This is a genomic window from Lysinibacillus sphaericus (genome assembly GCF_000600105.1).
In the GTDB taxonomy this organism is placed as follows: Bacteria; Bacillota; Bacilli; order Bacillales_A; family Planococcaceae; genus Lysinibacillus; species Lysinibacillus sphaericus.
This window is the reverse complement of the sequence record NZ_CP006837.1, coordinates 1072853-1092708: the sequence shown is the minus strand read 5'-3', so window position 1 is coordinate 1092708 and position 19856 is coordinate 1072853. Positions and strand designations below refer to the sequence as shown.

Genomic DNA, 19856 nt, shown 5'->3' with positions numbered 1-19856 from the left:
TTAAGGCAAATATTTCATAATTGTTTGTGCAATATCATCTACATCAGCGACTTCATCGACAAGCTGCGTTTCCACCGCAGCTTTCGGCATACCATACACTATGCAAGTTTCTGCTGACTCTGCAATAGCAACTACATTTCCGGTATTTTTTAATGCTTTCAGTCCCTTCGAACCGTCATAGCCCATACCCGTCATAATGACTGCTACCTTATCAAAATCTTTAAATTGACTTACATCTTCAAACATCACATCTACAGATGGGCGATGACCAGAACGTGGTGGTTCGTGATTATCTAAAACGATGCCAAATGAGGTACCAACTTTTCTTAACCTTAAATGGTATCCTCCTGGGGCGATATAGGCCACGCCATTTTGTAAAATATCGCCTTGCTCTGCTTCTTTTACCGTAATCTCGCTCAATTGGTCTAAGCGGGAAGCCAGCGATTTTGTAAAGCCCGCTGGCATATGTTGAACAATAAGAATTGGCGCTTGAATTGTTTTCGGAATTTTAGTAATTACTTCTTGTAGTGCACGCGGTCCACCAGTAGATGTCCCAATCAACACAATTTTTTTACTAACTTTACTCCATTCAATATGTCCCTTAGTGACATTCGTACCTGTTGCGTTCACATTGACTGGAGGGGTAGCTTTACGTTCCTTCGACAATTCTTTTCTTATTGAAGTAGGCGATACAATTGGTTCTTGTTGTCTTTTGCTAATTGATGGTTTTTTCAATTTAGAAATAGGTACCAACGAAGCTTGTTCAACTTTATGGACAAGCTCAGATTGGATTTTATGTAAATCAAGAGAAATTGTTCCGCTAGGTTTCGCAACAAAATCAACCGCTCCATACTCGATTGCAGTTAGTGCATTTTCAGCCCCTCGCTGGGTTGTACTCGAAAGCATGACGACAGGCACTGGACAAATTGTCATAATCTCATTTAATGCATCGAGTCCATTCATTTCAGGCATTTCAATATCCATTGTCACGACTGTTGGTTTTAATGTTTGGATTTTCTTAATCGCATCTTTTCCATTTCGTGCTGTTCCAACTACTTCAACCCTCGAGTTTCCAACAAAAAAGTCACTAATTAGCTTTCTCATAAAAGCAGAATCATCAACGACTAAAAGCTTGCTTTTATGTACAAAGTCCAATTAATCACGCCCTTTCGAAAAAATACTTCTAAGTTTAGATAAGAATTTACTTGCTGACTGTTCATGTGCATGCACTTCCTCCATACGTTGTTCCATAAACCGAGCCACTATCAGTTGAAGTGTTTTAGAAATAAGTGCTTCTGGATATGCGATTGAAAATGGTACTTGCTCGCGCACAGCATTACGTACAACAGGGTCCTCAGGTAAGGAGCCTAATACTATAACCTCTTTGTCTAGAAATCGTTTCATCGTAAGCTTTAAACGTTCAATCGTTTCGATCCCTTCTTCTTTAGAAAAAGCACGATTACAAAGTAAATAAAATTGCTTATCCATATCGCGAACATGAATATATTTCATCATCGAATAAGCATCTGTAATAGAGGTTGGTTCAGCTGTTGTAATCACTATAATTTCATCAATAGATGTTAATAACTCTAATGACCATTTTGTCGCGCCAGCTCCCATATCAAATAGAATATAGTCGAAGTTTTTTTGGAGTTGTTCAAAAGCATGAATCAGTCTTTCAAACATTGCCTCCGACCATTCCAGCACACTCGACATGCCAGAGCCACCAGCAATACATTGTAAACCATGTGGCCCTTCAAATATTACCTCATCTAGTGATTTATTTCCTTCTAAGTAATCTTTTAAACTATAAGAAACATTTTTTCCAATTAATATATTGATATTCCCCATCCCAATATCCATATCTACAATTGCTACTTTTTTGTCCTTACTCGCTAAATTAATTGCAAAGTTCATTGAAAAGTTACTCTTACCAACTCCACCCTTACCGCTTACAACGGCAATTGTTTTACCTAATTCACCTTGCCGCTTCAGCATTTTCAAGCGTAATGTTTCTGCTTGATCTCTCATTTTTCTTCACCTTGGAAAAACATATTAAGCACTGCTTCTAAATCAGCTTCTTCAATATCTTCTGGTACTTCTTGACCATTGGTATAGTAAGCAAGTCCTTTATTATATTTAATCATTAAATTAATCATTGTGCCAATAGAATTTGTTTCATCAATCTTCGTAAAAATAAATTTTTCAATTGGCACACTTTTAAATTGCTCAATAATATTGGTCATATCCTTTTCTTTTGCCGTCATAGCAAGTACTAGAAAGGATTCAGCTTGATTATCAAACTTAATAAGGCGTTGTAGATCGTCTACATATTTTGCTTCCTTATAATTGCGGCCAGCAGTATCGATAAAGACTAAATCTAAATGGGACAATCGTTGCACAGCTTGCTCGTAATCTGTCGAATTATAAGCAATTTCAACAGGTGCTTGTAATAGGCCGGCATACGTTTTTAACTGCTCAATGGCAGCAATTCGGTATGTATCAGTAGTAATAAAGCCTATTTTTTTCTTTTTCTCTAGAACCGCTCGAGCTGCCATTTTAGCAATTGTCGTTGTCTTGCCGACACCCGTTGGTCCTAGCACATTAATATATTTACGTTCATAGGATAGGCCACCAATCGGCAAACCTTCTAGTTTTTTACGCAGCAAGTTTTTTGTAATTAGCTTGCATTGTGAAAAATTGATTTCTGAAGCTTCTTTGAAATGCACAAAAAGCTCATCACCGATCGTTGTGATGAGCTCCTCATTTAGCTCTTGCTGTCTTAAGTATTCAATGAAGGATAAGAGTTCATCGGGATATTGAGCTTGGGTAGCCTTCTTGTGCATTGATTGCATTAACGATTTTAAATCTGCAATTTCCTTCCTCAGTTCTTCAGACATACCTGACTCATCTTGCAAAGTTATTTCTTGCGTAGGCTGAGCATGTTGAATTTTAGCTTGCACAGCATTTGTAATCTCTAGTAAACTAGCATTTTCTTTTTTAACAGGAATCATAGGCATACTTGCAGGTGTTGGAGCCGTATTGCTTGGCTCCATCGTGTCAATCCCTGCAACAACCTCAAAGCTCTTCTTTTTAACAAGCCCAAAAAGTTTCTTTGTTACGACTACTTTTGAATTCAAAATGACAGCGTCGTCGCCTAAATCAGCACGCACAAGCTTCATTGCTTCTGGTATGGAAGATGCATAATATTTTTTCATTTTCATTCAACATTCACCACCCCAACACTTTGAATTTCAATAGAAGCATCAAGTTCATTATAAGATAGTACCGGAATCTGCGGGAAATAGCGTTCTGTCAGCTGACGTAAATACATACGAACTGCCGGAGAGCACAAAATAATAGCAGATTGTTCCATAAATGACACACGCTCTACCTCTGATGCAATGGTCTCTAGCACCGTTTGAGAATCTTGAGGATCCATTGCTAAATAATTGCCGTGATCCGTTTGCTGAATGCTATCTGCAATCATTTTCTCTACTTTACCCGATACAGTAATGACTTTCAATGATGAGCTGTCTCCTACATATTGAGAGGTAATTTGACGAGCTAATGACTGACGCACATACTCTGTTAATATATCGGTATCACTTGTTAGTTTTGCATAGTCTGCTAATGTTTCGAAAATAATCGGCAAGTTACGGACAGAAACATTTTCTCGAAGAAGCTTGCCCAATACTTTTTGGATTTCTCCAGTAGATAATGGTGTGGGTGTTAATTCTTCGACTAAAATTGGATGTGTTTCACGTAAATGGTCAATTAATTGTTTCGTTTCCTGACGTCCTAATAATTCATGCGCATTTGCTCGAATCATTTCTGTTAAGTGTGTTGACACAACACTTGGTGGATCAACAACCGTATAACCAGACATCTCAGCGTCCTCTTTCACTTGCTCAGTAATCCATTTAGCAGGAAGACCAAATGACGGTTCAACAGTATCAATACCCTCGATTGAATCATCATCTCCTGGGCTCATCGCTAAATAATGATCGAGTAGAAGCTCCCCACGAGCCATTTCATTACCTTTAATTTTTATGCGGTATTCATTTGGCTGAAGTTGAATATTATCACGAATACGAACAACTGGAATAACAATCCCTAGTTCCAATGCTAGTTGGCGTCGAATCATGATAACGCGATCTAATAAGTCCCCACCTTGGGCTGCATCTACTAGTGGAATTAAGCCATAGCCAAATTCAAATTCAATTGGGTCCACATTTAATAAATTCACAACATTTTCAGGGCTCTTCATGCCGTCTGTTGCCACTTCTTCCTCAATTTCAAGTAATTCTTCCTCATCCTCTGGTTTCTTACGTTCCATCATGTAAGCACCTGCAACAAGTGAAATACCAATTGGTAACGTTACCCAGTTAGGAATTGGCGTGAATAAACCAAGTAAAATAATAGTACCCCCAGCAACATAAAGAAGCTTTGCTTGAGCGAATAGTTGTCCTGTAATATCTTCTCCTAGACTTCCTTTAGAGGATGCGCGTGTTACTACAATCCCTGTTGCTGTTGAAATAAGAAGTGCAGGGATTTGTGATACAATACCATCACCAACCGTTAGCTTTGAGAAATGGGTTGCTGCTTCCGCAAATGGTAAGCCCATTTGCACAACACCAATAATAATACCAAATAATAAGTTGATAATTACCATCACCATGGAGGCAATTGCATCCCCTTTTACGAATTTCGTAGCACCATCCATCGCTCCGTAGAAATCCGCTTCTCCCGATACTTTGTCACGTCGTTCACGTGCTTCTCGCTCAGATATTACACCTGCGTTTAAATCAGCATCAATACTCATTTGTTTACCGGGCATCGCATCGAGTGTGAAACGAGCAGCTACTTCTGCAACACGTTCCGCCCCTTTTGTAATAACGATAAACTGAATCAATACAAGAATTAAAAACACTACTAAACCTACGAGAACATTCCCGCCAACTACGAAATCCCCGAAGGTTTCAACAACTGATCCAGCATCTCCATTTGCTAAAATTGCACGCGTTGTGGAAACACTTAAGCCAAGTCGAAACAGGGTTAACAGAAGAATAACGGAAGGGAAAATAGAGAAATCTAACGCTTCCTTCATACTCATTGCTGTTAAAAGTACTATTAATCCTAACGTAATATTAATGACGATTAAGAAACTTAGCATCCACGGAGGAAGAGGGATGATGAGCATCGCAACGATTAAAATAACCGCACCTAAAACCCCTATATCGCGAACCTTCATTTGTGTCCCTCCTACATAAAAGCTTTAAATTTTCCGCTTAATACGATAAACATAAGCGAGTACTTCTGCTATTGCTTTGAAAAATTGTTCTGGTACTGAATCGCCTATTTCTACCTGATCATACATGGCTCTGGCTAATGGTCTGTTTTCTACCATTATGACATCATGTTCTTTCGCAATCAGTTTAATTTTTTGAGCAACAAAGTCTGTCCCCTTCGCCACTACGCGAGGGGCATCCATACTGTCCTCATCATACTTTAGAGCGATCGCATAGTGAGTTGGGTTAGTGATTACGACATCAGCATTTGGCACTTCTGACATCATTCGACGCATTGCCATTTCACGCTGACGTTGCTTGATTTTTGATTTAATCAGCGGGTCACCCTCACTATTTTTATATTCATCTTTAATATCTTGCTTAGACATTTTTAGATTTTTTTCATACTCATGTTTTTGATACATCCAGTCCAATAAGGATACACATAGTAACACAAGAGAAGCCGCGATCCCCATAATGCCAACAAGTTTACCAACTGTAACAAGGGTCACCCACGGACTTTTAAATGATAGTGCTAAAACTTCATGTAAATTTGACCATATGATAATTGTTGTTACTCCACCAATAAAGGAAATCTTTAAGATTGACTTTATAAGCTCAACAATGGCTTTTACAGAAAAGATTTTTTTTAAGCCTTTAATTGGATCCATCTTTTTTAAATCAAATTTCATCGGCTCTAATGTGAATAAGAAACCAAATTGTAGAAAATTACCTGCTAAGGCTCCTACAAACGCAATTGCCATTATTGGAACAATGACATAAGCCATTTGTACTAATGTTTCGGTAAATAGATGCATGACACTGTCAATCGTAAGTGTTTCTACACGTACGTTATGGATAAATGTTTGCCTAAAAAAAGCTAACAGATCGTCTCGCAATGATCCTGCAAAGAATAATAGAAAGATAAACACCATGAGCATCACAATCGCACTGGATATGTCCTGACTCTTAACGACCTGCCCTTTTTTTCTAGCATCTTGTCGTTTTTTAGGTGTCGCCTTTTCCGTTTTTTCACCTGCAAAAAACTGTAAATCTAAATCCAGTAGTAGCAACATCTTATCCACCACCTAATATCGCCATTAAATCGCGCATTCCATAAATCATAATCGTAATCAACTTTTGAATGACTTGTATCATAACCGCCATCATTGTGAAGAGCACTAAAAAACTGACACCAATTTTAATTGGGAATCCAACCACAAAGATATTTAATTGTGGCACCGTTTTTGCCGTTATACCAAGTGCTAAATCCACTAAAAATAACGTTGCTACAACAGGTGCTGCCATTTGAAACGCAATAGCAAAGACAGCAGTAAAGGTTGTCATGACAAACTGGATATAATCATCTTGCGCGAAATTAGGAAATCCCTGATCTATAGGTAAAAACTGATAACTATAGAAAATTCCATCTAGAATCATATGATGGCCATCAATTGCCAATAAGAACAGCAATGCCAATGTATTGAAAAATTGACCGATTAATGGACTTTGCGCCCCTGTTTGTGGGTCGATAATATTGGCAATGGCAAATCCCATTTGGAAATCGATAAAGCTTCCGGCAATTTGAATTGCCGACATGATGATATAGCCTATTAGACCTAATAATAATCCAATAACAGCTTCTTTCATCACTAAAAGTATGTAATCACCATTAAAAAGAAATGGCTCTACGTCTATTGTATAATACATCATCCAAGCTAAAACGAATGCGAGGGAAATTCGTACTTTCTGCGGAATCGTCCTATATGAAAAGAAAGGTACCGTAACAAAAAAAGCAGTTACGCGCACTAGTACTAATAAGAATACCGTTATTTGAGGGACTAGTTCATTCATGTACTCACCCTATATAACGCGTTAAATTCTCAAAAATGTCTCTCGCATAGCTCGTAACTTGTGATAACATCCACGGACCAAAGAAAACGATGGCCACTAATACTGCGACGATTTTTGGAACGAATGCTAATGTTTGCTCTTGAATCGAAGTTGTTGCTTGAAATATACTTACCGCTAAACCAGAGATTAAAGCAACTAATAATAGCGGTCCGCTTGTTAGAAGGATAATCATAATGGCACGCTCTGCTATTGAAATAACCATTTCACCTGTCATACTGTATCATCCCCTAAAAACTTTGTAGTAATGATTTCATTACGAGGTACCAGCCATCAACGAGTACAAATAATAAAATCTTAAACGGCAATGAAATCATAACCGGTGGTAACATCATCATCCCCATCGACATTAATGTACTTGCGACAATCATATCGATTACAAGGAATGGAATAAATATCATAAAACCAATTTGGAAAGCAGTTTTAATTTCACTGAGTGCAAAAGCAGGTACGAGCATAGTAAGTGGAATTTCCTCTACAGATGCTGGCTTTTCTGCCTTATTATATTGTAAAAACAGATCTAAATCTTTTTGCCTTGTATGCTTACTCATAAACTCTTTAAACGGCACACTTGCCTTCTCATATGCTTCTTCTAGCCCAATTTCTTCAGCAAATAGTGGCTGTAATGCCTCTTTATTGACCTCTTGAAATGTAGGAGCCATGATAAAGAAGGTTAAAAATAAGGCAAGTCCAACAATAACCTGATTAGGAGGCATTTGTTGTGTCGCCAACGCTGTACGTACAAATGAGAGCACAATGACAATCCGCGCAAATGATGTCATTAAAATTAAAATGCTCGGGGCAAGTGACAATACAGTTAATAATAAAAGGAGCTTAATAGAAGTTGAGACATTGGTTGGGTCGCTGTTGGAAAAATAATTGACTATATCATTCATTTATCATCATTCTCCTTTTGCTTCCATCTCTCTAATTCTTCACTACGCTCCTGTTTAATTTCAGAGATTTTTTTTTCAAAAAGTTCACCAAACGAATCTTGTTGTGTGCTTGTTGATGAATTTTGTTTATTTTTTCTCTTAAACTTAGAAATTACTTCTGCTATATAAGGTGATGTTGCCGCAAATTCCTGTTTTTCGTTATAGAGCGCTAACAGCTCTTCAACTTCTTGCGGATCGGTAATTTCTCGAATCAGTTGGACATCTTCACCGACACCAACCAAATAAATCGTTTTACCTATTTGCAACAGTTGAACAGACTTTTGTGCCCCTAACGATAAACCGCCTAAATTTTGTACCATTTGATTTCGTTGAAAAGTTAAATTTCTTTTATTTAAAAACTTCATCAACCCATAAAATAAAGCTACAACAAAAATAAGCGCCAAAACCATTTTTATGTATTCCCATGCAGAAACATCTCCAGCTGCTGAAACAACTGTATCTTCTTTCGCAGCTGGGTCTGAATTTTCCTTACATTCCTCTGGTTTTTTCATACAATACTCAATACTATTTGTATCGGTATCTGCATGAACAGAAACTGTTGGTGGATACACAAATAGGAAGGTTACAAGAAATGCGAAAATCATCGTGACACGAAATGATTTTAACATTTGCATGAAATCATCCTAGTGCTTTTTGAATCGCTTCAATTACACGATCAGCTTGGAAAGGCTTAACAATGAAGTCTTTCGCGCCAGCTTGAATTGCATCGATTACCATTGCTTGTTGTCCCATTGCTGAACACATAATTACTGTTGCGCTTGGATCAGTACCTTTAATCGCTTTAAGAGCCGCAATACCATCCATTTCAGGCATTGTAATATCCATTGTTACTAAATCTGGCTTTAACTCGTTGTATTTTTCAACAGCCTGTAGACCATCGGCAGCTTCCCCTACAACTTCAAATCCGTTTTTGGATAAAATATCCTTGATCATCATGCGCATAAATGCAGCATCGTCTACAATCAAAATTCTTTTAGACATGGTTAACTCCTCCAATTGAAACTATCTTAAATTATTTAAACGCTCTGCTTGACTTAAAACATCTGTAATGCGGACACCGAAGTTTTCGTCAATAACAACCACTTCGCCTTTGGCAATTAGACGACTATTTACTAGAATATCAACTGGTTCCCCTGCTAATTTATCTAATTCTATAATCGATCCACTAGCTAGTTCTAAAATCTCTTTAACAGAACGTTTCGTACGTCCTAACTCTACAGTAACTTGCAATGGAATATCAAGTAGCATATTTAAATTTCTAGCCTCAGATTGAGAGATTACATTTGGATCAAAGCTAGCAAACTGTGCTTGCTGAACATTTACAGGTTGAACTGGTCTTTGTTGCATCTGAATTTGTTGTTGTTCTTGATACATTGGTGGTTGCTCTTGATACATCGGCTGTTGCACTGGTGCAGCCGGTTGTTGATATGCCGGTTGCTGTGCTGGTGGCGGTGTATGTTGAACTGGTGGTGGCGCAATAGGCGCTTCCGGTGCAATGGTAGCTGCAACTGGCTCTGCAATCGCCTCTGTTTCACCTAATAATGATTTGACAATATTTTGACTAAACTTCAGTGGCAATAATTGCATTAAGTTCGAATCAATTAAATTACCGATACGTAATCGGAATGAAACTTTTACTAGTAAATCGTCTTCCGGTATATTGTCTCGACCTTCATTTTTAGAAATATTCATTAGATCGATTGTCGGTGGTGAAATATCCACCTTTTTGTTGAATACTGTCGACATGGATGTTGCCGCAGAACCCATCATTTGATTCATCGCTTCTTGTACTGCACTTAGCTGAATTTCACCTAGGTCAGGCTTAGGGTTTAAACCGTCCCCACCTAACATTAAATCGGCTATAATGGCAGCATCTGATTGTTTAATAACAAGTAAATTCATACCTGTTAAACCAATCGTATATTCTACCTGTACGGCTACATACGGATGAGGAAATTCCTCTTCTAACTTATTACGGTTAATCATTGAAATACTAGGGGTAGTAATGTCTACTTTTTGTCCTAATAACGCAGAAAGAGCAGTAGCTGAACTACCAAAAGATATATTGCCGACTTCACCGAGTGCATCTTGAGCAAACGAATCAAGGTAATCCTCTACTCTTACCTCATTTTGTTCTTCTTTTGTAGAAGCTTCGCTGTCGTTCATTCTATCGTCCAACGTTTCGCCCCTTAATAACGCTTCAATTTCTTCTTGGGAGAGCATTTCATCACTCATCTTCGTCTCCTCCTTTCAAAGGGTCGATAATCTGGATTGCTAATTTTTTACCCTGTTTGCCAGGTTGTACTGTGAATTTAGGTAATGTACCTACTTTCAGCAGCAGTGGATCATCAATTTTTTGTTCTAATTGAATAACATCACCGACTTGCATCATTAAGAAATCTTCAATGGTGATGTCGCTAATGCCTAACTCAACAGAAAGAGGCAATTGAGCTTGTTTTACACGCGTTTCAAGCATTTTTGTTTGCTCTGGTGACATCTCTTTTGTATTAGTTTGCATCCAATAGCGAACAGATAGATTTGGTACAATTGGCTCTAAAACAACATGCGGAATACAAATATTAATCATACCGCTTGTCTCACCAATAATCGTATTTAATGAAATGACGACTACCGTTTCATTTGGTGAAATCATTTGTAAAAACTGAGGATTTACCTCAAGCTCTACTAAAATCGGGTCGATTTCAGCAACATTTTCCCATGCTTCGCGTAAATTGTCGAATGAGCGTTCAAAGAGATTTGTCATAATTTTTGTTTCAATTTCTGTTAAGTTATCAACATTACTATGACTTGCTCCACTACCACCCATTAAACGATCTAACATCGAATAAGCAATGTTTGGGTTTATTTCCATCAATATATTACCATCAAGTGGTGGCACTTCAAACACATTAATGAGCGTCATATTCGGAATTGAACGAACAAACTCTTCAAAGGGTATTTGGTCTACTGATGCTACTGTAATTTGTACATAGCTTCTTAACTGTGCAGAAAAGAAGGTAGTCAGTAGTCGTGCAAAATTCTCATGTATTCGGGTCAAACTTCGGATTTGATCTTTTGAGAAGCGCAACGCTCGCTTAAAGTCATAAACTTTAACCTTTCGCCCCTCGTCCTCTTTTTTAATGTCATCCGCTGACATTTCTCCGGTCGAGATTGCGGATAGTAGCGCATCTATCTCAGATTGGGATAACACATCTCCTGCCATTTGCCCACCTCCATTTCAAGCAGTTTCTAATTTTTATTGAAAGATGTAGGAGGTAATATATACTTGTTGAATTTCTCCCTCTTGCATCAATTCATTTAACTGTGTTTTTATTGCCTTTTCAAACATTATTTTACCTTGCTTGCCATCTAAATCTTTTTGTTCCATTTCTGAAAGCTCTTGAATAATTAAATTATTCGTTTGGAAATCACGCTTCTTTAACTCTTCTGCAGCGTCCTTGCTAGTAGTTTGGATTTTTAGCGTCATGCGCACAACCCTTTTATCAGCAAGATTGGTCATAATTTCAGGAACATCAACAGAGGCTTCTACAATATCGTCTATTGATGGTTCAAGTGATGCTGCCGGCTTATTGAATTGAGTAAATAATACAAACGCAATAACGCCAATAAGTATAATCGCCACTAGTACGATGATAATCATCGTTAACACTTTATTATTCTTCATCTTCTTCACCTCGTAGATGCGGGTTTGATAGTACTTGTATATTGTTATAAAAAGCTGTTGCCTTTTGTCGCACCTCATCTTCACTCTGTAACACAATAATTTTTGTTCCTGTTGTTAAAGTAATAGTCGTATCTGGGAAAGATTCGACTGTTTCTATGTATAAAGCATTTATTGTAAATGCTTTGCCATTTAGTCGTGTTAGTTCAATCATTGAAATAGGGCCGGTCTAGCGCAAGAGCCGGCCCGACCCTCCCTCATATTGAAAATTATGTTTTATAGCTCGAACGCCCTCTACGCATAACCTCTTGTGACATCATCCAAAGCTCTACTAAATTACTAGCAGCTATTTGGTTGCATACTTAAAGGCTTAAAAACTATGATATAGCAGCTTTCGAAACTAGAAGTAACTAATTTCTAAACTATCGTTTTAAGTTAACTAACTCTTGAAGAACCTCATCTGATGTAGTGATAATACGCGTATTCGCTTGGAAACCACGTTGCGCTACAATCATTTCAGTAAATTCTTCAGATAAGTCTACGTTGGACATTTCAAGTGCCCCTGCCGTAATTGACCCCATACCTGCTACTGTAGCAATTTGTCCATAAGGTGCTCCAGAGTTCGCAGTTGCTTGGAAGTAGTTACTCCCTACTTTTTCAAGACCACCAGCATTAGGGAATTTAACCATAACAATTTGACCTGCATATTGTCTATATCCATTGGCATCCACATATTCAACCGTTCCATCCGGACCAATACTCAACTCTTTTGCAGTTGTTGGGATTTTAATTGGGTTATTACCGTCAAAAGTAAAAGTATCGTTTTCTCCAAGTAAATCCTCCGTTATTCCATTCAGCGGGCTGGCATTTTTATCTGCTTCTGCATTACTTTCAGTTGAGTCAGTTCCATACAATGTATCATTGGCATGCCCCACTAAATATTTCCCCTCTGCATTCACTAAATAACCTGCATTATCCATGTAGAAGTTACCTGCACGCGTATAAACAACGTTTGTATAGTTTTCTGCAACACCATCCGTATTTGTTACAGAGTCAGCTACCATAAAGAAGCCTTCACCTTGAATGGCAAGATCCAATGGGCGGTTTGTCGTTTGACGTGATCCAGAACCGTGAACTGTATCAATTGCTGCAAGTGTTGAACCAAGACCTACTTGTATAGGGTTTGTACCACCACGAGTAGGTGTTGCAGCTGAAGCACCTCCGCTTGTTTGAGATAGGATGTCTTTGAAAATCACGCGACCTTTTTTAAATCCATACGTGTTTACATTGGCAATATTATTGCCGATAACATCTAGCTTTGTTTGGAAGTTTTTAAGACCTGAAATACCTGAATACATAGAACGTAACATAAGTTGTCGTTCTCCCTTCATTTTTGAATTGTGTGCCTCTGTCAGTCAGCAACACATAGGCTTCCTTACTAAAGAAGGTCCAGCCTTAAAGCACGATTGTGCCATCAATATTAGTAAACAGTTGTTGCTTTGCTTCCGTGCGATCCATTGCTGTAATAACAGTAGCATTTTTAGCACTGACAATTAAAGCTGCTTGATCCATCAAGACTAATGGTTGTTTGACACCTTTGGAATGTGCCTCAAATACCTTGTCAGATACAACCTGCCATTCCTGTTCAGTAATCGCGATATTACGCTCTTTAATGCGTTCATAAGCATGCTTACTGACTTTTAGCTCCTGTTGATTCGTCGCCTCATGTAAATGCGCGCTAAACGATTGCTGTGTATTGGTAGGTGTAGGTTGCTTTTGGCGAATAGTTGGATACAATGGGACACGATGAATTGAAAATTTATCCATCTCTCTCCACCACCTTTATTCGCTAATTACTGTAAATTCTTTCCCTGCTAGTTTTTTGCCATTTGCTAATTCGTAATAAATAATGCCATCTTTATTAGATACAGAAGTGATTCTACCTTGTGCATCTTGTTCCCCGTCTTTGTACGTAACATTTTTGCCGATTAGCATACTCGCTTGTACAAGCGGTGATTCAGTTGATGTATTGTTTTCACCTGTGCTCGTTTCTTTATTACCAAGAATAGCAGAGATATTTCCAGGGAATATTTCCTTGCCATCTGCTAATACAAACACGGCTTCCCCATCAACAAATTTTAAAGATTGGATAACGCCTGAGCCTTCTATTACAATCGGCTTATTATCTTTATCCACTTCTTTTGAGATTTCATGCCATTTTACTTCTTTGCCAACAAATGATGTATAGTTCATAAGCTGCGATTGTTGTTGAGACATCAATAATGATTCCATCGCCTTTGTCATATTTTGCATTTGTTCTAAAGACGAGAACTGTGCCATTTGAGCAATAAATTCTCGGTCATCCATAGGATTTGTTGGATCTTGATGTTGTAATTGTGTAATTAATAACTTTAAAAATGCATCTTTACCGAGCTCACTATTACCTGTTTGTTTAGTTGGTGCACTATAGTTTGAATAGTAGAGATCATTTGTAATTTTCGTTTCAGCCACTGTTTACACCTCCTCAATGTCTAAATAATCATGGAAGGACATACTCTCTTCGTTATCCTCATTTTGTTGCTCTTGTTCTTCTTGCTGTTGTCGCTTAAAAAAGTTGTTAAAGAAGTGTTGATCTCGCTGTTGTCTATCAGCATCCTGCAACGACTGTGCAATATCGAGTCGCTCCACTTGGATATTTTGCTGAACAAACGCTTGCTTTAACTGATGTGCTTGACTGTCAAGCAGTTCACGCCCGTGCGCAGTAGATGCTAGTAGACGCGCAGTTAAAACACCGTCATTTTGGACAAGCTCGATTCGAATTGTACCAAGATTTTCAGGATATAATTTTAATGTTAAACGTGTAATCCCTTGCGCATTAGAAATTTGAGCTTTATTGATGATTGCCTGCATTTCTTTCAGTAATGCTTCCGATTGAGCTGGCTTAGCTGTTGGCAAAGTTACTTGGAATGTATCTGCTTTTGTTTGTACTGTATTTGCTGTCACCATTTCACTAGCATTTGTATCGCTTTGTTTCGTCACTTGTACTTGCTGAATGACTTGTTGGAAACCTTGCAACGGCAATGTAACGGTTGTTTTTGTGGTAACTTGTTGCGCAGTTTGAATCGTTTCAATTTGCGTTTGCACCGTTGTTAAAAATTGTTGAACGTTTGACAAGCTATTTTCTTGAGACATTGTTAAATCTGTTTTTTGTCCAACCAATTGTGTTAGTTTTAATACTTGAAGTAGGGTTGTAGCCTCTTCGGGCGTTACTTGTCCTTCCCCTTGTAAAGCAGCTACCAACTGTGTCTGTAACACAGGTGCTTGAGCGTCTACTAAAGTGAGTAGCTCCCATACATCGCTCGCTTGCTGTTCTTCCCCTAGAAGTTGTTGAACCAATTTCTGAAGTTGCTCTTTATCTACATTCAATGCAGCCATTAAATTGTCTAAATTCAACATTTCATCCATAGCTACTGCTTTGCCATCTTCCCCTATTTGAAGCATTAACAAGCCTTCGTCATGTGGGATTTCTAACAAATCTAACAATTCCTCGATAGATTGAGTATTTAATAATTCCCCTAGTTCAGTTAACTTATCGCCATCTTGTGTTTCACTGCTTTGTGATATGTTATTTTGCTGGTTCGTTGAAGCTACTACTTGTCCAAATACAGATCCAAATTTTGATACTTTATCTTGAGCTGTTCCTGCATTTGTTTTTACTTCAGCATTACTAGCTGACACAGCTTTCGGTGAAGCAGTGTTTACTTTAGAAGCCGTCATATTCATCATTGCAATATTCATGTTTTCACCTCCTTTTCAATTGTTTTTTTATTGTTTAGCCATCAGTTCAGTATATTTCGCAGCATCTTGTGGTTCCATTTTCTCTAAAATAGCAGCTAACTTATCAGGTTTTAAACTTGATAAAATGCGCAATGCCTGTGCATCGCTCATTTTTATAAGCACCGGTGCTGCTGCTTTAGGTGACATCTTATCAAAAGTAGACAAAATATCATTGAAATCACGTTTCACATCATCTTGTTCTCTATTTAATTTTTCTATTTCAAACAGTAATTTCTCTTGTTCTGTCAACAATTTTTCTTTCTCAGTTGTCGTGTCATCTAATTTTTTTTGTAATTGCGCTATTTCGGCTTCTTTTTCTTGTATTTCTGCCTGTAAACTTACAACTTTGGAATCATCAATTACAACAGCATCTTTCGCTTGTTGTGCCTCTGATTCAACAAAAGGTAAGCTACTTACTGCCTTTTTTCCTAAATCAAAGACGTTCGTATTCATTAACGTTGCTACAACAAGTAACACCGCGACTACAAACATAACAGGTATTAATATCCAGATAAAAAACTTTTGGAAACCTCCTGATTTACGTGGTGGCTGTTGTACTTCTAATTCAGTTTTAATACGGTTTTCTTTTTTCGCCATGAAATCACCTGATTTCTTTCTTGAAATACGTAAGTGAAGAAATTTCATCTAAAAATATGCTCTCGATGCGATCTTGTTCTTGTTGAAATGACTTATAATCTTTTTCACGCATTTTTTCAAATTTACGTACTTCCAAGTTTTTTTCTAATAGTTTTTCTTCGTACCAATTCATTTTAGAACGTGCCTGTACAACCTTTTGTTGTACGTCGGCAATAGTCTTTTCAAGGCTATCAATAAAACGAGCATAGTGATGAATTTCTTCTATTGATGATCCTACAACTAAACGTTCTTGCTGAAATTCTATTAAATTCTCTTTCTTTTTCAGCAAGTCATACAACTTTGTTGCAACCTCTTCAAAAGAACGAACAGCTTCTTTATAGGCAATTTCAGTTTCATTTTTTTCTTGTTCTCGAATGGTTAACACTTTTTCAAAACGATACATATAACTAACCAACCTACTTGCCACCACCGTTCGATAATGTAATCAACTCATTCATACTTTCCTCAAGCGTCACCTTATCTAAATACCCTTGCTTTAAATAAGCCGTAATAAGCGGTTCATAATAAATGGCCTCATCAATCTCTTTAGATGTCCCACGTTTATAGGCACCGATATTAATTAAGTCCTCAGATTTGTCATATGTATAATAAAGCTCACGTAAACGCTCGGCCGCTTTTTTATGCGCTGGCTCTGCCACATGATTCATTAAACGACTGACGCTTTTCAGCACATTAATAGCAGGATATTGGCCCTTATTGGCAAGGTTTCGGTCAAGTACAATATGTCCGTCTAAAATACCTCGCACTGTATCAGCTATAGGCTCGTTCATATCATCACCATCAACTAGTACCGTGTAAAAGGCAGTAATCGAACCTTTTTCATTTGTCCCCGTACGCTCTAATAACTTTGGTAAAATCGCAAATACAGATGGCGTATAACCTTTTTGAGCAGGGGGCTCTCCTGTTGCAAGCCCTATTTCCCGCTGTGCCATTGCAACACGCGTTACTGAGTCCATCATCAACATGACATTTAAGCCACGATTTCTAAAGTACTCTGCAATAGCTGTTGCAGTAAACGCTCCTTTAATACGCATTAGTGCTGGTTGGTCTGACGTAGCTGCCACAACAATTGAGCGGCTTAACCCCTCAGATCCTAAATCTCTTTCAATAAATTCGCGCACCTCACGGCCACGCTCTCCAACTAAAGCAATGACATTTAAATCCGCTTGTGTATTGCGTGCAATCATGCCTAGTAATGTACTTTTACCTACCCCAGAGCCGGCGAAGATACCTACACGTTGTCCGTTACCGACAGTTAACATACCATCAATTGCTTTTACTCCAACCTCAAGTCTTTCATTAATTGGCGGACGAGTAAGGGGATTGGGTGGATCTTGTTCTGTAGGAACAGACATTAATCCTTTCGGTAACAAAGTACCATCAATAGGATTCCCCATTGAATCTAGAACCTTCCCAATTAACTCTGGTCCCACTTTAATTTCAAGCGGCGCCCCTGTTCCCTCTACTAAGCAACCAATCGATATTTCTCGAAGCGAAGTATAAGGCATCAAAACAACAATTTCATCTTTGAAGCCAACAACTTCTGCCAAAATGATTTGATGGCCGTTTTTCGACGTTTCAACATGAATTTTACACACATCACCGATGGAACTATCGGGACCTTGCGACTCAATCATTAAGCCGACAACTCTCGTTACTCTACCAAACTTTTTGAAAGTCGGTATATTTGGAATTTGTTCGATTAATTGAGCCGTTTTCATGTCGATCATTCCTTACTTTCTAATATTTCATGTAGCTTGATTCTTAATTCATTTAATTGCTCGTCAATACTAACAACTATCCGACCATAATTTGTTTCGATATAGCAATCTGTTTCATTTGCAAAATCTTCGTTAACAAAAATCATAAATGGTACGTCTGTTGGGAACATTTCGGCCAACTCATCACGATTAGATGTAATTAAGCCATAATATGTAGGAGAAACGTAGATTTTAATCTCCTTCATTTCTCTCGCTTCTTTAAGACCTCTACGAACAATGGATAGATATAATTCATCGTTTTGCTCTAATGAAGTCCCTATAATACGTTCTGCAGCAGTTAAACCTAGTTCTAAAATAATTGCTTCTTGATCTTCGATATATTTTTTCGCATTTTCCCCAGCTTGTACAATGATTTCATTCGCTGTTTGAAGGGATTGCGCCATTGCTTCCGTGGCTCTGTTTGTACCATCCTCATAGCCTTGACCATACCCTTCATCATACGCTTCTTGTACACGATTTGGGCGTTCTTCTTCCCAGCTTTGTTTCATATGCTCAATTTCTTGGAAGTGCATTTGCATCTCTTGTTCAAAGGCTTGTCGTGCCGCTTGAATTTCAGCTCGAGCCTCTGCAAGTAAACGATCACGTTCGGCAAATACATCTTCCATCGTCGTTTGATGATGGGATGTTTCATCTGTTTCCATTTCGGGTATATCAAACATATCACGTATTTGTATCTTCTTTACATTATCGCCATTGGACTGTGTGTATACAGAACGGATGATTCTAGACAATGACGTCATCTCCTCCACCACGTGCAATAATAATCTCACCAGCATCCTCTAAGCGACGAATAACAGCAACAATTCGCGATTGAGCTTCTTCTACGTCACGCAAACGAACTGGCCCCATAATTTCCATTTCTTCTTTGAAAGTATCTGCCATTCGTTGTGACATATTTCGGAAGATAATATCTTTTACTTCTTCGCTTGACACTTTCATTGAAAGGAGTAAATCTTCGTTTTCACAATCACGGATAACACGCTGAATCGAACGGTTATCAAGCGTAACAATATCTTCGAATACAAACATGCGTTTTTTGATTTCTTCTGCAAGCTCTGGGTCTTGAATTTCGAGTGCATCGAGAATCGTTTTTTCTGTTTGTCGGTCTACACCATTTAATACTTCAACGACTGCGTCGATACCACCAGTTTCTGTGTAGTCTTGCGTCACAGTTGAAGATAGTTTACGTTCTAAGACAGACTCAATTTCACTAATTACTTCTGGTGAAGTTGACTCCATCATCGCAATACGTTTAGCTATATCAGCTTGTACTTCTTGTGGTAATGAAGATAAAATAACACCCGCTTGTCCTGCTTCTAAATACGAGAGAATAAGGGCAATTGTTTGTGGATGTTCATTTTGAATAAAGTTAAAAATTTGTGCAGGATCTGCTCTACGTGCAAAGTCGAATGGGCGCACTTGTAAAGAAGAAGTCAAACGATTAATGATTGTTTGAGCTTGTTCAATACCTAGTGCTTTCTCTAATACCGTCTTCGCGTAGCCAATACCGCCTTGTGTAATATAATCTTGCGCAAGTGCAATATTGTGGAATTCTTCAATAATTTCTTCTTTTACATTTGCTTCTACTTTTTTAACACTTGAAATTTCTAACGTTAAACGTTCAATTTCTTCCTCAGTTAAATGTTTATAGACAGAAGCTGAAACCTCAGGCCCTAATGAAATTAACAAGAGTGCGGCCTTTTGTTTTCCGGTTAATTCCTTATCTTTCTTGGACACAGCA

General features: G+C 38.1%; 23 protein-coding genes. All 23 read right to left on the bottom strand.

The genetic code is table 11. The features are described from left to right. The 23 genes from T479_RS05000 to fliG all read right to left on the bottom strand — a co-directional run bounded on the left by T479_RS05000 (position 1) and on the right by fliG (position 19852). On the bottom strand, positions 1-1155 hold the full coding sequence (locus T479_RS05000; RefSeq protein WP_025218799.1) for a protein-glutamate methylesterase/protein-glutamine glutaminase: 1155 nt from the start codon (positions 1153-1155) through the stop codon (positions 1-3). Then, the gene (locus tag T479_RS04995) at positions 1156-2031 is read right to left on the bottom strand and encodes a MinD/ParA family protein (RefSeq protein WP_024362016.1); all 876 of its coding nucleotides are present in this window, start codon (positions 2029-2031) and stop codon (positions 1156-1158) included. Beyond that, positions 2028-3224 carry a flagellar biosynthesis GTPase FlhF gene (gene flhF, locus T479_RS04990; protein ID WP_025218798.1) on the bottom strand — a complete coding sequence of 399 codons (1197 nt, stop codon included), beginning with the start codon at positions 3222-3224 and terminating at the stop codon, positions 2028-2030. The genes T479_RS04995 and flhF overlap by 4 nt, the downstream gene beginning before the upstream one ends. Next, the gene (gene flhA / locus T479_RS04985; protein ID WP_024362018.1) at positions 3221-5254 is read right to left on the bottom strand and encodes a flagellar biosynthesis protein FlhA; all 2034 of its coding nucleotides are present in this window, start codon (positions 5252-5254) and stop codon (positions 3221-3223) included. Before flhA ends, flhF begins: the two co-directional genes overlap by 4 nt. A 24-nt stretch (positions 5255-5278) precedes the next feature. After that, positions 5279-6367: a flagellar biosynthesis protein FlhB gene (flhB, locus tag T479_RS04980; protein WP_024362019.1), complete on the bottom strand. Its 1089-nt coding sequence runs from the start codon at positions 6365-6367 to the stop codon at positions 5279-5281. A gap of 1 nt (position 6368) precedes the next feature. After that, entirely contained in the window at positions 6369-7145 is a 777-nt protein-coding gene (gene fliR, locus T479_RS04975) for a flagellar biosynthetic protein FliR (protein WP_024362020.1), read from the bottom strand. Between the two features lie 4 nt (positions 7146-7149). Beyond that, on the bottom strand, positions 7150-7419 hold the full coding sequence (gene fliQ / locus T479_RS04970) for a flagellar biosynthesis protein FliQ (RefSeq protein WP_024362021.1): 270 nt from the start codon (positions 7417-7419) through the stop codon (positions 7150-7152). Between the two features lie 13 nt (positions 7420-7432). Next, complete coding sequence (gene fliP, locus T479_RS04965) at positions 7433-8098, bottom strand: flagellar type III secretion system pore protein FliP (protein ID WP_024362022.1); 666 nt, start codon at positions 8096-8098, stop codon at positions 7433-7435. After that, complete coding sequence (locus T479_RS04960) at positions 8095-8766, bottom strand: flagellar biosynthetic protein FliO (RefSeq protein WP_227665413.1); 672 nt, start codon at positions 8764-8766, stop codon at positions 8095-8097. Before T479_RS04960 ends, fliP begins: the two co-directional genes overlap by 4 nt. Positions 8767-8776: 10 nt before the next feature. Continuing rightward, positions 8777-9139 (bottom strand): response regulator, encoded by a 363-nt coding sequence (locus tag T479_RS04955; protein WP_004269288.1) that lies wholly within the window; start codon positions 9137-9139, stop codon positions 8777-8779. A 21-nt stretch (positions 9140-9160) separates the two neighbouring features. Next, on the bottom strand, positions 9161-10393 hold the full coding sequence (gene fliY, locus T479_RS04950; protein WP_024362024.1) for a flagellar motor switch phosphatase FliY: 1233 nt from the start codon (positions 10391-10393) through the stop codon (positions 9161-9163). Then, positions 10386-11381: a flagellar motor switch protein FliM gene (fliM, locus tag T479_RS04945; protein ID WP_024362025.1), complete on the bottom strand. Its 996-nt coding sequence runs from the start codon at positions 11379-11381 to the stop codon at positions 10386-10388. The genes fliY and fliM overlap by 8 nt, the downstream gene beginning before the upstream one ends. A 33-nt stretch (positions 11382-11414) precedes the next feature. After that, on the bottom strand, positions 11415-11843 hold the full coding sequence (gene fliL / locus T479_RS04940; RefSeq protein ID WP_024362026.1) for a flagellar basal body-associated protein FliL: 429 nt from the start codon (positions 11841-11843) through the stop codon (positions 11415-11417). Continuing rightward, entirely contained in the window at positions 11833-12054 is a 222-nt protein-coding gene (locus tag T479_RS04935; protein ID WP_025218797.1) for a flagellar FlbD family protein, read from the bottom strand. The genes fliL and T479_RS04935 overlap by 11 nt, the downstream gene beginning before the upstream one ends. Positions 12055-12262: 208 nt before the next feature. After that, positions 12263-13210 (bottom strand): flagellar basal body rod protein FlgG, encoded by a 948-nt coding sequence (gene flgG, locus T479_RS04930; protein WP_025218796.1) that lies wholly within the window; start codon positions 13208-13210, stop codon positions 12263-12265. An 85-nt stretch (positions 13211-13295) separates the two neighbouring features. Further along, positions 13296-13667 (bottom strand): TIGR02530 family flagellar biosynthesis protein, encoded by a 372-nt coding sequence (locus T479_RS04925; protein ID WP_025218795.1) that lies wholly within the window; start codon positions 13665-13667, stop codon positions 13296-13298. A 15-nt stretch (positions 13668-13682) separates the two neighbouring features. Then, positions 13683-14351, bottom strand: coding sequence for a flagellar hook assembly protein FlgD (gene flgD, locus T479_RS04920; protein ID WP_025218794.1), 669 nt, complete (start codon positions 14349-14351; stop codon positions 13683-13685). Positions 14352-14354: 3 nt separating this feature from the next. Beyond that, positions 14355-15638 (bottom strand): flagellar hook-length control protein FliK, encoded by a 1284-nt coding sequence (locus tag T479_RS04915; RefSeq protein WP_025218793.1) that lies wholly within the window; start codon positions 15636-15638, stop codon positions 14355-14357. A 27-nt stretch (positions 15639-15665) separates the two neighbouring features. Beyond that, a complete protein-coding gene (locus tag T479_RS04910) occupies positions 15666-16274 on the bottom strand; it encodes a MotE family protein (RefSeq protein WP_024362032.1) in 609 nt (202 codons plus the stop codon). Between the two features lie 4 nt (positions 16275-16278). Then, positions 16279-16728, bottom strand: a complete 450-nt coding sequence (gene fliJ, locus T479_RS04905; RefSeq protein ID WP_024362033.1) for a flagellar export protein FliJ — start codon at positions 16726-16728, stop codon at positions 16279-16281. 1 nt (position 16729) lies between these two features. Next, positions 16730-18055 carry a flagellar protein export ATPase FliI gene (gene fliI / locus T479_RS04900; protein ID WP_024362034.1) on the bottom strand — a complete coding sequence of 442 codons (1326 nt, stop codon included), beginning with the start codon at positions 18053-18055 and terminating at the stop codon, positions 16730-16732. 5 nt (positions 18056-18060) lie between these two features. Beyond that, positions 18061-18846 carry a flagellar assembly protein FliH gene (fliH, locus tag T479_RS04895; RefSeq protein WP_025218792.1) on the bottom strand — a complete coding sequence of 262 codons (786 nt, stop codon included), beginning with the start codon at positions 18844-18846 and terminating at the stop codon, positions 18061-18063. Next, a complete protein-coding gene (gene fliG, locus T479_RS04890) occupies positions 18839-19852 on the bottom strand; it encodes a flagellar motor switch protein FliG (protein WP_024362036.1) in 1014 nt (337 codons plus the stop codon). The genes fliH and fliG overlap by 8 nt, the downstream gene beginning before the upstream one ends. Between the last annotated feature and the right edge of the window lie 4 nt (positions 19853-19856).

Excerpts from the sequence above, each read along its gene's own strand:
- T479_RS04995 (WP_024362016.1), bottom strand. The coding sequence starts at position 2,031 with ATGAGAGATCAAGCAGAAACATTACGCTTGAAAATGCTGAAGCGGCAA.
- flhF (WP_025218798.1), bottom strand. The coding sequence starts at position 3,224 with ATGAAAATGAAAAAATATTATGCATCTTCCATACCAGAAGCAATGAAG.
- flhA (WP_024362018.1), bottom strand. The coding sequence starts at position 5,254 with ATGAAGGTTCGCGATATAGGGGTTTTAGGTGCGGTTATTTTAATCGTT.
- flhB (WP_024362019.1), bottom strand. The coding sequence starts at position 6,367 with ATGTTGCTACTACTGGATTTAGATTTACAGTTTTTTGCAGGTGAAAAA.
- fliR (WP_024362020.1), bottom strand. The coding sequence starts at position 7,145 with ATGAATGAACTAGTCCCTCAAATAACGGTATTCTTATTAGTACTAGTG.
- fliQ (WP_024362021.1), bottom strand. The coding sequence starts at position 7,419 with ATGACAGGTGAAATGGTTATTTCAATAGCAGAGCGTGCCATTATGATT.
- fliP (WP_024362022.1), bottom strand. The coding sequence starts at position 8,098 with ATGAATGATATAGTCAATTATTTTTCCAACAGCGACCCAACCAATGTC.
- T479_RS04960 (WP_227665413.1), bottom strand. The coding sequence starts at position 8,766 with ATGTTAAAATCATTTCGTGTCACGATGATTTTCGCATTTCTTGTAACC.
- T479_RS04955 (WP_004269288.1), bottom strand. The coding sequence starts at position 9,139 with ATGTCTAAAAGAATTTTGATTGTAGACGATGCTGCATTTATGCGCATG.
- fliY (WP_024362024.1), bottom strand. The coding sequence starts at position 10,393 with ATGAGTGATGAAATGCTCTCCCAAGAAGAAATTGAAGCGTTATTAAGG.
- fliM (WP_024362025.1), bottom strand. The coding sequence starts at position 11,381 with ATGGCAGGAGATGTGTTATCCCAATCTGAGATAGATGCGCTACTATCC.
- fliL (WP_024362026.1), bottom strand. The coding sequence starts at position 11,843 with ATGAAGAATAATAAAGTGTTAACGATGATTATCATCGTACTAGTGGCG.
- T479_RS04935 (WP_025218797.1), bottom strand. The coding sequence starts at position 12,054 with ATGATTGAACTAACACGACTAAATGGCAAAGCATTTACAATAAATGCT.
- flgG (WP_025218796.1), bottom strand. The coding sequence starts at position 13,210 with ATGTTACGTTCTATGTATTCAGGTATTTCAGGTCTTAAAAACTTCCAA.
- T479_RS04925 (WP_025218795.1), bottom strand. The coding sequence starts at position 13,667 with ATGGATAAATTTTCAATTCATCGTGTCCCATTGTATCCAACTATTCGC.
- T479_RS04915 (WP_025218793.1), bottom strand. The coding sequence starts at position 15,638 with ATGAATATTGCAATGATGAATATGACGGCTTCTAAAGTAAACACTGCT.
- T479_RS04910 (WP_024362032.1), bottom strand. The coding sequence starts at position 16,274 with ATGGCGAAAAAAGAAAACCGTATTAAAACTGAATTAGAAGTACAACAG.
- fliI (WP_024362034.1), bottom strand. The coding sequence starts at position 18,055 with ATGAAAACGGCTCAATTAATCGAACAAATTCCAAATATACCGACTTTC.